15 protein-coding genes and 1 tRNA gene are annotated in these 14,060 nt (G+C 63.0%); 14 read left to right on the plus strand and 2 right to left on the minus strand.

Going from position 1 to position 14,060, the window contains the following annotated elements; genetic code table 11:
• Nucleotides 1-4: 4 nt before the first annotated feature.
• From BLW75_RS22350 to BLW75_RS42900, 3 genes are all read left to right on the plus strand, one after another.
• On the plus strand, nt 5-745 hold the full coding sequence (locus BLW75_RS22350; protein ID WP_034319979.1) for a GAF and ANTAR domain-containing protein: 741 nt from the start codon (nt 5-7) through the stop codon (nt 743-745).
• A 1,117-nt stretch (nt 746-1,862) separates the two neighbouring features.
• On the plus strand, nt 1,863-2,951 hold the full coding sequence (locus BLW75_RS22355; protein ID WP_091598099.1) for a DUF262 domain-containing protein: 1,089 nt from the start codon (nt 1,863-1,865) through the stop codon (nt 2,949-2,951).
• Nucleotides 2,941-3,627, plus strand: coding sequence for an MAE_28990/MAE_18760 family HEPN-like nuclease (locus tag BLW75_RS42900; RefSeq protein WP_158005415.1), 687 nt, complete (start codon nt 2,941-2,943; stop codon nt 3,625-3,627). Before BLW75_RS22355 ends, BLW75_RS42900 begins: the two co-directional genes overlap by 11 nt.
• 5 nt (nt 3,628-3,632) lie before the next feature.
• Here the strand turns inward: BLW75_RS42900 and BLW75_RS22360 are convergent, their stop codons facing one another.
• A complete protein-coding gene (locus tag BLW75_RS22360; protein WP_091598102.1) occupies nt 3,633-4,892 on the minus strand; it encodes a DNA methyltransferase in 1,260 nt (419 codons plus the stop codon).
• A gap of 309 nt (nt 4,893-5,201) precedes the next feature.
• Here BLW75_RS22360 and BLW75_RS22365 point away from each other — a divergent pair, with 309 nt between their 5' ends.
• The 11 genes from BLW75_RS22365 (at nt 5,202) to BLW75_RS22415 (ending at nt 13,920) form a co-directional block, all read left to right on the plus strand.
• The gene (locus tag BLW75_RS22365) at nt 5,202-6,440 is read left to right on the plus strand and encodes a helix-turn-helix domain-containing protein (protein ID WP_034319976.1); all 1,239 of its coding nucleotides are present in this window, start codon (nt 5,202-5,204) and stop codon (nt 6,438-6,440) included.
• A 5-nt stretch (nt 6,441-6,445) separates the two neighbouring features.
• Nucleotides 6,446-7,006, plus strand: coding sequence for a flavoprotein (locus BLW75_RS22370; protein ID WP_034319973.1), 561 nt, complete (start codon nt 6,446-6,448; stop codon nt 7,004-7,006).
• A gap of 105 nt (nt 7,007-7,111) precedes the next feature.
• Nucleotides 7,112-7,408, plus strand: a complete 297-nt coding sequence (locus BLW75_RS22375; RefSeq protein WP_016331156.1) for a hypothetical protein — start codon at nt 7,112-7,114, stop codon at nt 7,406-7,408.
• Nucleotides 7,409-7,431: 23 nt separating this feature from the next.
• Nucleotides 7,432-7,893 carry a hypothetical protein gene (locus BLW75_RS22380; RefSeq protein ID WP_034319969.1) on the plus strand — a complete coding sequence of 154 codons (462 nt, stop codon included), beginning with the start codon at nt 7,432-7,434 and terminating at the stop codon, nt 7,891-7,893.
• 303 nt (nt 7,894-8,196) lie between these two features.
• Nucleotides 8,197-8,445, plus strand: a complete 249-nt coding sequence (locus BLW75_RS22385) for a hypothetical protein (protein ID WP_034319967.1) — start codon at nt 8,197-8,199, stop codon at nt 8,443-8,445.
• Nucleotides 8,423-8,677, plus strand: a complete 255-nt coding sequence (locus BLW75_RS22390) for an AMED_5909 family protein (protein WP_034319964.1) — start codon at nt 8,423-8,425, stop codon at nt 8,675-8,677. The genes BLW75_RS22385 and BLW75_RS22390 overlap by 23 nt, the downstream gene beginning before the upstream one ends.
• A 307-nt stretch (nt 8,678-8,984) precedes the next feature.
• Nucleotides 8,985-10,541, plus strand: a complete 1,557-nt coding sequence (locus tag BLW75_RS22395; RefSeq protein ID WP_034319961.1) for an FtsK/SpoIIIE domain-containing protein — start codon at nt 8,985-8,987, stop codon at nt 10,539-10,541.
• Nucleotides 10,538-10,924: a hypothetical protein gene (locus BLW75_RS22400; RefSeq protein ID WP_034319958.1), complete on the plus strand. Its 387-nt coding sequence runs from the start codon at nt 10,538-10,540 to the stop codon at nt 10,922-10,924. Before BLW75_RS22395 ends, BLW75_RS22400 begins: the two co-directional genes overlap by 4 nt.
• Nucleotides 10,924-12,543 (plus strand): replication initiator, encoded by a 1,620-nt coding sequence (locus tag BLW75_RS22405; RefSeq protein ID WP_091598108.1) that lies wholly within the window; start codon nt 10,924-10,926, stop codon nt 12,541-12,543. The genes BLW75_RS22400 and BLW75_RS22405 overlap by 1 nt, the downstream gene beginning before the upstream one ends.
• A 10-nt stretch (nt 12,544-12,553) precedes the next feature.
• Nucleotides 12,554-12,751 (plus strand): helix-turn-helix transcriptional regulator, encoded by a 198-nt coding sequence (locus BLW75_RS22410; RefSeq protein WP_034319955.1) that lies wholly within the window; start codon nt 12,554-12,556, stop codon nt 12,749-12,751.
• Nucleotides 12,751-13,920, plus strand: a complete 1,170-nt coding sequence (locus BLW75_RS22415; RefSeq protein WP_034319951.1) for a tyrosine-type recombinase/integrase — start codon at nt 12,751-12,753, stop codon at nt 13,918-13,920. Before BLW75_RS22410 ends, BLW75_RS22415 begins: the two co-directional genes overlap by 1 nt.
• 43 nt (nt 13,921-13,963) lie before the next feature.
• On the opposite strand, the gene BLW75_RS22420 is transcribed toward BLW75_RS22415, so the two are convergent.
• A tRNA-Lys gene (locus BLW75_RS22420) sits at nt 13,964-14,036 on the minus strand.
• Nucleotides 14,037-14,060: the final 24 nt, after the last annotated feature.

The raw sequence follows: 14,060 nt of genomic DNA on the forward strand, positions 1-14,060 counted from the left end.
TTGCATGAGCACGACCCCGGACCAGCGGCTGGCTCGCACCTTCGTCACGCTCGCCGACACCCTCGTCGCCGACTTCGACGTGCTGGACTTCCTCTGCCTGCTCACCGAACGCAGCGTGGAACACCTGGCCGTCGACGCGGCCGGCGTCATCCTCTCCGACCAGCGAGGCGGCTGGCGCCCCGCCGCCAGCTCCACGGAACGACCAGACCTCATCGGCCTCTTCACCGCCCAAGCCGAACAAGGCCCGTGCTCCGAATGCGTGGTGACCGGGGCACCGGTCACCAGCTCCGACCTCAGCACACCCCACGAACTCAGCCGGTGGCCACGGTTCGCCCCCGCCGCGCTCGACGCCGGATTCCGCGCCGCCTCCGCCGTGCCGCTACGACTTCGCGAACAAACCATCGGAGCCCTCACCCTGCTCAACCACGAACCGACCGAGCTCGACGCCGACACCCTCTCCATCGCCCAAGCCCTCGCCGATATCGCGACGATCGGATTCCTGCACCACCGCGCCGTGACCCACGACGAGCTCCTCTACGAACAACTCGAAACCACCATGCACCAACGCGCCATCATCGAACAGGCCAAAGGCGTCCTCGCCGAATACGGAAACCTCGACATGGACCAAGCCTTCACCCACCTACGCCACTACGCCCACACCCAACGCCGCCGGCTCTCCGCCATCGCCCGAGAACTCGCCGAAGACACCCTCCACCCCTCCGCCATACTCACCCGGAAGTCCTGACCGCACACCACCCGGCCACACCGAACACAGACAGACCGGAAACCGGCTGACACGTGATCAGTCACTCGTCTGGCCTCCTCTGCCGCGCAATACCCCTACGCCCGTCTCGACCGCACTGCTCAACCCTCGTCTCGTGCATCGATCGTTACCCGACCATGCTCGAGCGCTTGAACGAAGAACTTCTGTCGCAGCCTCCGTTCCAGACGAGACTCAAGTTCGACTTGAGCTGTCAAATGAGGTTGTGGCAGAGCCAGGCACGGCGGGCAGAGCTCCAGCGGGCCGTTGGTCCGGTGCAGCTAGCTGGACACGAACTTCGGCACAGGAGAGCAAACGGAGCCCAATCGCGGCGAACACCGCGGTGCACGCACCACAGAAAACCAGCATCCCCGCAGGTCAGCGGGGATGCTGATGTGGTGGGCCGCCTGGGGCTCGAACCCAGAACCTACGGAATCTTGGGCGGGGTCTGCGGACGTCTGCCGTTAGCTGCCGATAGCCGCTCTCACCTGCGTGAACTCTGATTGGGAATGATCACGGCCTGTGATCGTTTGGCGTCGTCTGCGGTCGTTTCCCGGGGATAAACCGGGGAGATGATCATGCTTCTCAACCCGGTCTCACGCGCGTCCGCGTGACGCCATTCTACTGTCCACACCTCCCCCTTCATCCCGATACGAAGCTAACACGCGGCCGGTGGCGTCGGGTCAAGGCACGCTTTCCAGCCTTGACGCGGCGTTACCGGCCGTTGTCACGATCAGGCGTCGGGGTGGAGGAGATCGACAACAGCGCGTAACAGGTGGCGATACACCGACGACCGGTATGTCACGACGCTCGTTGAGGAGGGCCGACGTTGGCTATGGGAATAGGCGTGCCGCCGCCGGGTGGCGCTGCGCAAGGTGACCCGCTGGCGGCCGCGTCGCCCGGCCGGTGGGCGGAGCGGAGCGGCAGCCCGCCGTGTCGGGAACCGGCGCGGCCGCCCAGGCGAGGGGCTACCTACGCACCCGGCGCGCCGCCCGGCGGCGGCGCGCCCTTGATCCCATAGAGGCAAGTTCGGCAGCCATCGAAGCCAGCTCATAGCCGAACGACTCGCAACGTTTGTGGGACGATGCAACATGGGAGATGAATGATCAACCGAACAGGCGGCAGCAACTTGAGTACACCAGAGAGTCAACGCGCCGAGCTAGATAGGCAGCGGCGCACCGTCGACTTCGACACTTACGACATCACGGTCGACGAGTTGCTACGCCGCGTCGAGAGAGGTCGCCTTGACGTAGCTCCGGCATACCAGCGGAAATTCCGCTGGGATCAACATCGACAGTCCACGCTGATTGAATCAATCTATCTCGACATTCCGATCCCACCGCTATTTCTTGCTGCAAACAATGAAGCTGGCCAAGCCAACTACTGGGAAGTCGTCGACGGGCTACAGCGCGTCACTACGCTTGTGAACTTTGCAGGGAGCGAGGACGCTCGGAATCGTGTCGGCCTAGAGCCGGATAAACCATTAAAGCTAGATGACCTAAAGAAGCTAGCGAATTTCAACGGTCACACGTTTGCAAACTTGCCAACCGACTTGAGGACCCTCTTCGAAGACCGTCCCATCAAGGTTATCGTACTTAATGACAAAAGTGACGCTCGCGTGCGATTCGATCTCTTTGAGCGGATCAATACTGGTGGCATCAAACTGACCCCGCAGGAAGTTCGCGAATGCGTATTCCGGGGCGAGTTTATTATCATGCTGGAAGAACTGGCGCAGCGCGAGGTTTTCGACATCGTCGTGAAGCTCCCTCAAAATAGCCAGAACGACAGCACTCGCGAAGAGTACATTCTTCGGTTCTTTACATACTTCGACCGATACCAACAGTTCGATCACGCAGTAAAAGAATTTCTGGACAACTACACTCTCGATCGAGTCAATGATCCCGACATTGACCGCAAGACAGTGCTGTTCGAAAAAACCTTTGAATTTCTAGCACATTGCTTTCCTGACGGAATCCAGAGCAGGAAGAAGCAGACACCTGTCAACCTATTCGAAGGTCTATCAGTCGGCGCAGCCCTAGCCTTACAAATCAACCCCAAGATCAAGCCTCCGATCGATCTCAGTTGGGTAATGGGCGAAGAGTTAAAGCAATACGTATCGGGCGCCACCAACACGCGCAACCGGGTAACTGGACGCATTGAATACTGTCGGGATAAGTTCCTTGGCAAATAACGTTGACTGCAACCCCCTCAGAGACACTTTTCGGGACCGCATCGCCGCAGCTAGACGCTTAGTTGATGCAACGAAACTACAGCAGGCACCGTTAGGTTCTTCTGCGCCTACGGATGTATCACGCGAAGCCAGGGGGCTCGCGGTCCTCCTGCTCTTCGCTGCATACGAAAACCTTTTGAAAAACCTATGCAGGAGCCTACTTGAGAATATTTCCAAGTCGCGCGCACATGCTAGTAGCCTGAAGCCGGCCCTTCGGCTGTTCCTTGCACACAGTGAACTCACCAGCGTGAGCGCAGGCGGCCAGAACAAGCTATGGAAATCTGCCGGCTTAGAAGTGATCCGCGCGATTGCAAAACGACCCGCTAGCGAGATCGACGTTGACTTATTCCCAGATGACGGAAGCTACATGAAATCGTCTCAGGTAAAGCTATTCTGCGAGGTCTTCGACTTTGGCGATCCAGGTCCAATATTGCGCGGCGCGTGGCATCGTTTAAATACGATTGTGGATCAGCGAAACAGTATCGCACATGGCAGTCGAGCACCTGAAGAAGTCGGCCGAGGTTACAGCCACAACGATATCCTGAATCTTATCAATATTTGGGAGACGAGCTGGATGGATTTTCTCACGTGGGTGGAGAGTAGCTGCAAGGGGAAAAAGTTTTATCTAGAGAAATAAGCGAATCATTGCTTCTCCATAGTTATTACAGTCTCCTTAACTCGACCTTTCGCATAGTTCTTTGCTGCGCGATTAAGGCTAGTCAGGGTTCTAGTTACGTCGAAAGGTTCAGCGTTCACGATCTTCCAGTTGCGAATAATCGCCTCTTCCTCGCAAATCTTGGCTAGCTCTACCGGGATATCCTTATAGTAAGAGTCTTGCACCACGAAGACAGCGACCGCACCTGCCTTACTCACCCGACTTAACTCATCAAATGCACTTGTCAAGTCAGAAAGATATTGGCAGGCTTGCTTAAGATAGTAAACCCCTGAAGCATGACTCTGATGTTTAGCAATTTGCTCAACCAAACTGCTAGCTGCGCACGTACGCACGTCCAGAAGACGAGCATCAGCTTCTCTGATCAAAGTCGTACCCATTAGATCTCCACGCAGGCTTCTGTCCTTCTGGATATCGACGCCCAACACAGCCAGTTCACGCGAGTACGCAACAGCGTAATCGATCCGCGTCAGATACGGAGGAGAAGTTAGAATTAAATCAGCAGATCGGTCAGCGATGGGAAGATTGCTTGCCGTGGCTTTTACTATCACCGGCGGAGCTGCGATCAAACCGGATTCGGAAATCCTGTCCGCGATATTTGACCTTTCCGCAATAACCAACTTATCAAGATCACTTGCCAAAATAGACACAGCTGGCCTACTAGGTGACATCCGCCGCACCCACGTAGGATTACTACCTTGAAAGCCTGCTGTTAGATTTCGCACAACCCTAAACAGGGCAACCAACGTTACAAGTTTGATCTCAGTTGGCGAGTCTTCGCACCACATCTGCCAGCGTCGCAATCTGGCGGCGGTCCGGGCATCGAACCAAGCATTCAGCGGGTCATCATAAAGTAACGACCGCGAACTCCGCGGCTTCCCAATCCCTTCCGGAATTTTCTTAATTGCGCGCAATGATGCAACTACATTCGCCACTGGGTTTAAGTCAACTCCGACTGATCTGACTCCCATGGACTGAGCAGCAACTGTCGTCGTTCCACTGCCATTCCATGGATCCAGAACAACGGAATCCTCAGTCAATTTATGAGCCTTTAGCGTGAAGCGCGCCCATTCGTACGAGAAGCCCGCATAGTAAGGGAAAAGGTCCGCAAGGCCCCCGGTCTCAAATTGAGGCCTTTTAGGAGAAAGGGCTTTGCGCGAGTTCGCAGCAGAGGGCAGGTGCACATCTTGGACATGAAGGTCCGAACCCTCTCCTCGACCTTGCATCATCAATGACCCCTTCTAACTCTCAGCTCTGCATGTAGAGTACACGTTGCCCCGACTCATCTGGAAGACTCCCCTACATTGGCACCGAAGCCTGGTTATCCGTGTAGCCAAATAAAGATTGACGATTGCTTAGAGGGTTTCGTTGAGGTATCTGGCCTTCGCCACTCGATCAAGCTTCGATTCTCCGGAAGAAATGTCAGATAAATTCGGCGAACCATCCTTCGCGGATTAACGATCTCGGAATTGCCCGATGTTCAAGCGCGGTTAGTCACAGTGAGAGCGGCCCAGGGAGATCGCTGTTAGCCTGGGGGTATGCGTGGTGCGGGTGATCAGCTCAGCATCGGGGAGCGTATTGCCTTCTACCGGCGGCGGCGTGGTCTGTCGCAGGCGATTCTTGCCGATCTGGTGGGCCGTACTGAGGACTGGCTGAGCAAGATCGAGCGCGGTGAACGTGAGATCCGGCGTCTGGACGTGCTGGCCGACGTAGCTCGGGGTCTGCGGGTGACGCTGGGAGATCTCCTCGGCGAACCCGTGCTGATGGAGGACGAGGACAAGAATGACGACGTCCCGGCCATCCGAGACGCGCTCATGGCCCCGCGGCGCCTGTCCCGCACCTTGTTCTCCTCGGCCATGTCGCCGGAGTACATAGACCCGGCCCCGGTGGCTCAGCTGGTGGAGGGTGCCTGGTCCAGCTATCAGAAGGGCGATCTCGGCCGTGTCGTTGCGGCTCTGCCGGGCCTGATCAAGACCAGTCAGGGCATGGAGTCCGCCTCGGCCGATGATGCCGCCTACCGGCGGGCCTGCGCTGCGGTGTCCGCGCGCGTTCATCACCTGGCCGCAACGACGCTGAGCAAGATCGGTGAAGCCGACCTAGCGTGGATCGCGGCAGAACGCGCCATGCAAGCGGCCGACGAGGCAGACGACCCGCTGGTCTTGGCTTCGGCTGCCCGTTCCGGCACTCACGCGCTCCTGGCGGTCGGCCGGTTCGATGACGCGCTTGAGCTGGGCGACGTGGCCGCGAAGTGGCTGGTCCCGAGGATGCGCGACGGTGACCCGGCCGCGCTCAGCCTCTACGGAATGCTCTACCTGCGAACAGCCGTCGCCGCTGCTCGGCAACAGGACCGCTCGACGGCCAACGAACTGCTGTCTCACGCGGGACGGGCGGCCGATCAGCTCGGCGTGAACGCCAACCACTGGCAGACCGGGTTCGGCCCAGCCAACGTCGAGCTGCACCGCCTGTCGGCGGCGCTGGATCTGGGCGACATTTCGCAGGTGATCGAGTCGGCTCCGAGGATCAGCGTCGATCATCTGCCGGTGGAGCGGCAGGTCACTCATTTGATCGATTTCGCGCGGGCGTTGAGCCTGGTCGCGAAGGATGATGAGGCGTTGTCGGCACTGCTGACGGCGGAGCAGAAGGCTCCGGGGATTGTCCGGCACAGTACGGCGGTGCGGGAGGTCGTGCGGTCGATGTATCGCCGTGCCCCGGCAACGGGTGGTAAGAAGTCCTCGCCCTTGTTGGCGTTGGCTGAGCGCTGCGGCGCGGTGAGGTAGGTCGGGTGGCGTCGCGTGTTCTGGGCCTGGTCGGCTCGGGTGCTGGTGGTGTTGAGGACCTTCTTCCGCGCGTGATCCGGCCACTTCAAGAGGATGGCTGGACGGTTGCGGTGACCTTGACTCCGACGGCGGGGCGCTGGCTGGACGAGAACGGCGGCCGCGCCGAGATCGAGGAGGCCACCGGGTTCCCGGTCCGGGTCGAGCCCCGCACGCCGGCCGAAACCAGCCCGCATCCGGCCCCGGACTGCTACCTGGTCGCGCCCGCCTCGGCGAACATGGTCGCCAAGCTCGCGATGGGCATCGCTGACAATCAAGCCCTGACGCAGGTCAACGAGGCCATCGGCACGCTCAATCTGCCGGTCGTCGTTTTCCCGCGCGTGAACGCCGCGCACGCTCGTCACCCGTCCTGGGAAACCCACATCGACGCGCTGCGGCGTGCTGGTGTGCGTCTCGTGTACGGGGACCACGTGTGGCCGCTGCATGAACCGCGGAGCGCCCCGGGCCGAGAGCTGCCCTGGTCAGCGGTGCTTTCCGCGGTGAACGAGGCCGTTCCTCTCCCCCGCTAGTCCCTACCCGGACAGTTTGTCCGGGGTGAGGCTCCTCACTGGGTGTCTCCTGTGTCCAGCGCGCCCGACCGGGCTCGCCGAGACCGAGACATCGGGAGAGCACACATGGGCATTCACGTGGTGATTCAGCCCCTCGTCGGCTACGGCGCGGCGGTGGTTTCACCCTCTCCTGGCGTTCGTCAGCTCGTCGCCGGAAGCGAAGAGACCTCCTTCATCGTCCAGGTGCCCGCCCGTATCGGCGGCCTGATGGACACCGCACGGTTCGCGCAGAGTCTCGCGGCCGCTGCCAGCGAGTTCAGCGAGTGGTGCGAAACCCAGCACCGCACGCGCTCGCATTCCTCCTCCTTCCACGACCAATGGTCCGACGCTGCCGACGACGCCGTCACGCGCAAGAACGACTGACCACACGCACCTAGGAGCACAAAATGGCTATCTACAAGGGTTCCCGGTTCCCCATCGATTTCGACGAGGCGTTCGGCCAGGGCTTGGTCATGGTCGGTGAGGTGTCGCCGGACAACGAGTACCAGTCGCGTGAGGACCGGGCTGCGGGTCGTCCGGCGCGTCAGCGGGTCGACGAGGTGACGGGCAAGCGTCAGTGGAAGGTCACGGTGACCGACCCTGACGAGGTCAAGGCCAAGCGGGCATCGTTCGAGATCACGTTGCTGGCCGATGTGCAGCCGGTGCCGACGACGTCGGAGGTGCTGCCGGGTATGCGGCCGATCGAGCTGGAGGGCCTGACGGCTGAGCCGAAGGTGGCTGGTCAGGGCGAGTTCAAGTACCAGTCCTACATGTTCCGCGCGACCGGCTTCAAGGCTGCGGCTTCGGGCGGGGCGTCGAAGTCGTCGCGGACGTCGGGCGCTGCCGAGTCAACGCCCAAGGCTGCGTGATGCCGGACGGGGTGCCGGGGAGCCACTGTGTGGCCGTGGTTCCTCCGCACCTGGTCCAGGCGTGGGAGATGGCCTACCGCCACTACAGCGCGCTGACGGCCAGGACGGCATCCGGCGCTGATGCGTTGGCGGCTCATGACCTGGCTGTTGCTTCGGTGGCGGTGGCGGCGTCCTGGCGGGACTTGGCCGCTCATGGCCAGTTGCCGTGGTGGGTTCTCGCGGCCGTGACAGCGGCGGCTGAGGGATTCGAGGAGAACGCGCGGTCGTGGGAGATGCGCGCGTACGGCGAGGAAGGGCAGGTCCGTGGCGTTCAACGCGATGTGGAAGCCGGGGCCGCAAGCGGTCGCGGGAATGCAGGGCAATGGTTCGGCGAACCCAGCCCTGGTGATCTACCTGGATCCGGACAGCCTGGCGATCCTGCCGCCGTCCGATCCCGCCGTGTGGCCGGAGTTCATCCGGCTCCTTCGCCAAATCCGCGACAGCGCGGACGAACTGGCCGTGTTCCTCGACAAGCACAAGGCGGTGTGTGATGACGACGCCGGGCCGGAATGAGCCGCAGACATTGGCGGACGCGCACGCGGTCGCTTCGGCTCATCGTCCGAAGCCGGGGTCGAATCTGGCGACCTGGCTGAAGTTCCATCAGGCCAACGCGCGCATGTGCCGAGCCGTGTCCGATGTGGATCGCGCGCACCACCACGAACTCCGTTACTGGGTGGGCTACGAGGAACGCAAGGCGGAGGAGGTGGCCGCGAAGATCCAAGAGGGGAAGTCGCAAGCCAGCTGAAAACTGAATGACAGAGCGAAAAACGCACGTGAGGACGTGTGGCGTACAAACACGTCCTCAAACGCTTTCTTGTCCTGTAAGGCGCAGAAGCGGAATCCGGCTACCAACCTTGCCGCTCCTGCGCTGTCCACAACCTCTGGAAGTGAACAATGACAACGCTAAACGATGGCAACAAGCGGGCGCTAGACGGGGTCACCCGAACGCGCTGCACAGTCTGCAAGCGGTTCGCGAAGCTGCTGCCCGGTGAGAAGGAATGCGCACCCTGTCAGGGAATGCTGCCGCTGGATCTGACCGGTGGTGGTCGTCGATGAACGGGATCGGTGTCCTTCTCGTCGGCGGCGGAGTGCTCGGCGTGGTGGTGTGGCTGCTGCACCAGATCGGTCGCGCACTCGCCACGATCTTGGAAGTCCTGGCGGCGGCCGCACTGGTGTTCATCGCACTCTGGTGGCTACTCAAATCGTTGATATGGCTGGCAAAGCAAGTCATCATGCGCTGGCGGACCAGTCTCACAGTGGTGGCGCTCGTGGCGTGGTGGCAGTACCTCGGGTGGCTGTCGCTTGCTGTCGTGACGGGCTCGGTCGTCGCCGTGCTGGTGTCGTGGCGGCTGATCGACGTCGTGTCCTATGACCACCACTGCGGCCGGTTCCTCCGGTCCTGGTGGATGCGGTGGGCGGTCTACGCGCGCAAGCTCCCGGCCTGGCTGCACGCCTGCGGGCTGAGCATCCGGGACGAGGCGCTGCCCGTGGAAGTGACGGTGAACCTGGTCGGCCGTCGACGGTTGCTGTCCCGCAAGGCCGCGTCGGCATCACGGGCCGTTCAGGTGCCGAAGGTCCTCAAGGTCCGATCGGGACCGTCGTGGGATGAGGTGCGGGTCCAGCTCGTTCCGGGGCAGAAACCCGAGGACTTCGACGAGGCCGCGCGGGCGCTGGCGGTGGCGCGCAAGGTCAAGCGGTGCCAGGTGCGGGAACTGGAGCCCAACGTGGTCTCCATCGACTTCCAGCGCCGGGACTTGCTCAAATCCGCGGTGACCTCGCTGCCGGTTCCTGACCTGGTGTCGCCCGATGGGCTCGGCGTGGATCTGCGACATGTGTGGTCCGGGACCACGGAGTACGGCTCGGACTGGCGGGTTTCGCTGGTCGGCTCAGGTGCGCACTGCCTGACCGCTGGCGCGACCGGATCGGGCAAGAACTCGGTGATGTGGTGCCCGCTGGTGTCGGCCGCACCCGCGATTCGGTCCGGTGTGGTCCGGGTGTCCGGCATCGATCCCAAGGGGATGGAACTCGCCTATGGGCGTGGGATCTTCGCCCGGTATGCGGTGAGCGGTAAGCAGGCGCTCGAACTCCTCGACGGCCTGCTTGAGGAGATGGAAGCCCGCAAGCACGAGTTCGCCGGGCGCGTGCGGATGATCCCGATCAGTGTCGAGCATCCGCTAGAGGTTCTGGAGTTCGACGAGATCGGCGCGCTGACCAAGTACACCGACCGCAAGACCCGCGACGCGATCGTGGAGAAGGTCGCCCTCCTCACCACGCAGGGGCGGGCCCTGGGCATCACGGTGCGCGGATATGTGCAGGAACCCACGAAGGACACCGTCCCGGTACGAGAACTGTTCCCCCGCCGCGTGTGCCTGCGGGTGACCTCCAAGACCCACGTCGGGATGGTCCTCGGCGACGGCGCGTACGAACGAGGCGCGTGGGCGAACCGCATCGGTGATTCCGAAGCCGGTGTCGGCTACGTCTGGGGCGAAGGCGTCCGCGAACCCCTGCGCGTCCGGGCCGGTTGGGTCGCCGACGAGGAGATCAAGGCCTTGGAGACCTACGTGACCAACGGCGGCACTCACGTCGTCCCCGAGAGGAGGGCGGCATGAACCGGCTGATGGTCTTCCTCGACGCGATCCGCGATCACCTGGACTCGTTCGCCCTTCCCCCGGCCGCGTCCGTGCGGGTTGGGGTCGGGCCTGATCCGATCACGGTGCAACTCGACTCCGACCGCCTGGAGGACGTTGCCCGTGGCCTGCTCACCTGGGCCGCCTCGCTCGACGACGTGACGGCTTCGCTGTGGCGTCCTGCGGGCGGCGGCTCGGTGCACCTGGAACTCAGCGGCCGGACTCCCTGCGGCATCCCGGTCGTGGTCTACGGCGGCGTCTGGTTCGACGAAGCGACCTTCCCGGACCTGCCTGCGGGGATGCGGCAGGACATGGCGGTGTTCGTCCTGCGGCAGTGGAACAGCCCTGGGGAGGTGGCTGCCTGATGAGCATCCAGGAATCCGCGGTGACTATGCCGGCCAAAACCCGGGCCGCCCGGATGCGCGAACCCCTCGCCTCCGACGTGGTGAAAGCGACTGCTGAGAAGCACGGGGTTTGTGTCCGGCCGTTCACGATGGAGGTTGGCGACACCGACACCGGAGAGCTTCGCTACGTCCCCGTTCCGTGTGGCTCGACTGTCGAATCGGTGTGTCTGCCGTGTGCTCGCAAGGCGAAGGCGCTGCGGCAGGTCCAGTGCCGCGAGGGCTGGCACATGGAGACCGAACCGGACTTCACTCCGGAGCCACCCTCCGAGACTCAAACCGAGCTGTTGGCGTTCCGGGCTGACCTCGTCGCCGCTTACCGGCAAGAGACGGACCAAGCGGAGGCCGACGAGCTGCGGGAGGAGATCCAGGGAGTCGACGACGAACTTCGGCAACTCGGGATGCGTGGCCGCCTCCCCTCGGTCGACCTGCCGACGAAGAAGGCGGTGAAGCGCTCGACGAAGCGGCGGCAGGACGCGCCGAACCTGCCTCGCCGGAAGGTCGCCAAGACCACCGTGGGCCGCGAGTACGCGGGAAGGTTCCGGCCGTCGATGTTCGTCACGCTCACCTGCGACACCTACGGCCCCGCCCGGTCGGACGGCGCACCGGTCGATCCGTCGACCTATGACTACCGGCGGGCGGCTCGGGACGCGGTGCACTTCTCGGCGCTGGTGGACCGGTGGTGGCAGAACCTCCGGCGGGTCGTGGGCTGGGACGCGCAGTACTTCGCCACCGTCGAACCCCAACGGCGGGCGGCTCCACATCTCCACGCGGCGATTCGGGGATCGGTCCCGCACGACGTGATCCGGCAAGTCACCGAAGCGACCTATCACCAGGTCTGGTGGCCCAACCATGACCAGGTGGTCTACGTCGACCGGATGCCGCTCTGGGACGGCGACCGCCGGGTGTTCGTCGACCCGGACACCCGCGCACCGCTGACCGACTGGGACGACGCGATAGAGGCCGTGGAGGACCCGGCGCACGTGGTCACCTTCGGCCGACAGGTCCACTCGAAAGGCATCCTCGGCGGCTCCGAAGAAGCCGGGCGGCACATCGGCTACCTGACCAAGTACCTCACCAAATCCACGGGTGAGGTGGTCGAAGCCGACACAGCGCGGCAGAAGGATCACCACGACCGGTTGCACGCTGAGCTGTCGGTAACGCCCTGCTCGCCTCGCTGCGCCGTGTGGCTGCTCTACGGCATCAACCCCAAGGGAGCCAACGGAAAGACCACACCAGGCCACTGCAAGGGAAGGGCGCATCGGCGAACCACACTCGGCCTGCCCGGTCGCCGCGTGCTGGTGTCACGCAAGTGGTCCGGCAAGACCCTCGTCGACCACAAAGCGGACCGCAAAGCCTTCGTGATCGAAGCGCTGGCGGCGGTCGGTATCGAGAAACCAACCCCCGATCCAGCGCGGCTGGTCTGGCGCAAGGTCGACTCCAGCGACGCGAATGTGCCACCTCGGGACCACCTGGTGATGCACGCGATCTCCGAACGGATCACGTGGAAAGCTGAGTACGACAAAGCACTACTAGCCGCGCAGAGTCCACCGGATCTTTCGGCAACTCCACTCGCGGCCTAAGGGGGATCACATGAACAACGTGCACGACATCGATCCACTCTGGACAGTGGAAGATGTCTCGGCCTACCTCGGGGTTCCTGTCGGGACGCTGTACCAGTGGCGCAGCAAGGGTTACGGGCCTGCTGGCCGTCGTATGGGCCGGTACGTGCGGTACCGCCCCGAGGACGTTCGGGCGTGGGTTGATCAGCTGGCCGTTGAGGTGGCCTGATGCCTCGGCCTCAACTGGAGATCGGAACGTACGGGGAGATCCGGTATTCGCCTGTCGCAGGCGGGTACCGGGCTCGTGCGCTGTTCCGCGACTTCGACGGCAACACGCGGGAGGTCGAGCGGACCGGGAAGACGAAAGGCAAGGCTGCGCAGCGGCTCAAGGACGTCTTTCGCGAGTGGACTGGGTCGACGACTGGCGAGATCACGCGGGAGACGCACCTGAAGGTCCTGGCTGAAGTCTGGATGGAACAGGTGCGGCAGGACGTCGGGGACGGCAAGAAGTCGCCGACCACAGAGACCGCGTATGAGTCGGTCCTCAACGCACACGTCGTGCCCGGCCTCGGAGAGTTGCGCGTTCGGGAAGCCACCGTGATGCGGCTGGATCGCTTCCTTGGGGCGCTTCAGCGCAACGTTGGGGCGTCGACGGCGAAGACCGCGCGGACCGTCCTTTCGGGAATGCTCGGGCTGGCGGCTCGGTACGACGCGATCGACGGCAACCCGACTCGGGACACCCGGCGCATCCCGACGGCGAAGAAGAAGCCTCGCGCGCTGGACGCGGACGAGCGTGCTGGGTGGCTGGCACGACTGGAGGCGAACGAGAAGGCGGTTCGCTGGGACCTGCCCGACTTGTCCCGGTTCATGATGGCGACCGGTGTCCGGGTCGGTGAAGCGCTCGCGACGTACTGGGAGGACGTCGACCTGGTGGCGGGCACGGTCGACATCACGCACACCGTCGTCCGGATCAAGGGGCAAGGGCTGCTCCGCAAGCCGCGTCCGAAGAGCGAGTCGAGCAAGCGCGCGCTCCCGCTTCCCTCCTGGGCCGTGGAGCTACTGACGAAGCGGGCGGCGGCCTCTGGCCCCATCTTCCCCAGCTCGACGGGCGGGATGCGCGACCCGAACAACGTCCTGCGGGTCATCCGGGAAATCCGCGGTGGCGACCACTTCCTCTGGGTCACCTCGCACACCTTCCGGAAGACGACGGCGACCGCGCTGGACGACGCAGGGGTGCCGACGAGGCTGATCGCGGACCAGCTCGGCCACTCGCGGGTGTCCATGACGCAGGACAACTACCTGGAACGGAAGACGGTCGACCCGGCCACGGCGAAGGCCCTGGAAGGGCTCTTGGATAAACCCGTTCGACCCAAAACCGGGGATAAACCGGGGAGATGATCTTGGTCCTGGCTGTCCACAACGCATGGACCAGGCGAAAGAGTGGGCCGCCTGGGGCTCGAACCCAGAACCTACGGATTAAAAGTCCGCAGCTCTACCAATTGAGCTAACGGCCCGTGCGGCTGAGTCTAGTAGACCGC

This window comes from Amycolatopsis lurida, assembly GCF_900105055.1.
Classification (GTDB): Bacteria; Actinomycetota; Actinomycetes; order Mycobacteriales; family Pseudonocardiaceae; genus Amycolatopsis; species Amycolatopsis lurida.

Excerpts from the sequence above, each read along its gene's own strand:
- BLW75_RS22350 (WP_034319979.1), top strand. The coding sequence starts at position 5 with ATGAGCACGACCCCGGACCAGCGGCTGGCTCGCACCTTCGTCACGCTC.
- BLW75_RS22355 (WP_091598099.1), top strand. The coding sequence starts at position 1,863 with ATGATCAACCGAACAGGCGGCAGCAACTTGAGTACACCAGAGAGTCAA.
- BLW75_RS22360 (WP_091598102.1), bottom strand. The coding sequence starts at position 4,892 with ATGATGCAAGGTCGAGGAGAGGGTTCGGACCTTCATGTCCAAGATGTG.
- BLW75_RS22365 (WP_034319976.1), top strand. The coding sequence starts at position 5,202 with ATGCGTGGTGCGGGTGATCAGCTCAGCATCGGGGAGCGTATTGCCTTC.
- BLW75_RS22375 (WP_016331156.1), top strand. The coding sequence starts at position 7,112 with ATGGGCATTCACGTGGTGATTCAGCCCCTCGTCGGCTACGGCGCGGCG.
- BLW75_RS22380 (WP_034319969.1), top strand. The coding sequence starts at position 7,432 with ATGGCTATCTACAAGGGTTCCCGGTTCCCCATCGATTTCGACGAGGCG.
- BLW75_RS22390 (WP_034319964.1), top strand. The coding sequence starts at position 8,423 with ATGACGACGCCGGGCCGGAATGAGCCGCAGACATTGGCGGACGCGCAC.
- BLW75_RS22395 (WP_034319961.1), top strand. The coding sequence starts at position 8,985 with ATGAACGGGATCGGTGTCCTTCTCGTCGGCGGCGGAGTGCTCGGCGTG.
- BLW75_RS22400 (WP_034319958.1), top strand. The coding sequence starts at position 10,538 with ATGAACCGGCTGATGGTCTTCCTCGACGCGATCCGCGATCACCTGGAC.
- BLW75_RS22405 (WP_091598108.1), top strand. The coding sequence starts at position 10,924 with ATGAGCATCCAGGAATCCGCGGTGACTATGCCGGCCAAAACCCGGGCC.
- BLW75_RS22410 (WP_034319955.1), top strand. The coding sequence starts at position 12,554 with ATGAACAACGTGCACGACATCGATCCACTCTGGACAGTGGAAGATGTC.
- BLW75_RS22415 (WP_034319951.1), top strand. The coding sequence starts at position 12,751 with ATGCCTCGGCCTCAACTGGAGATCGGAACGTACGGGGAGATCCGGTAT.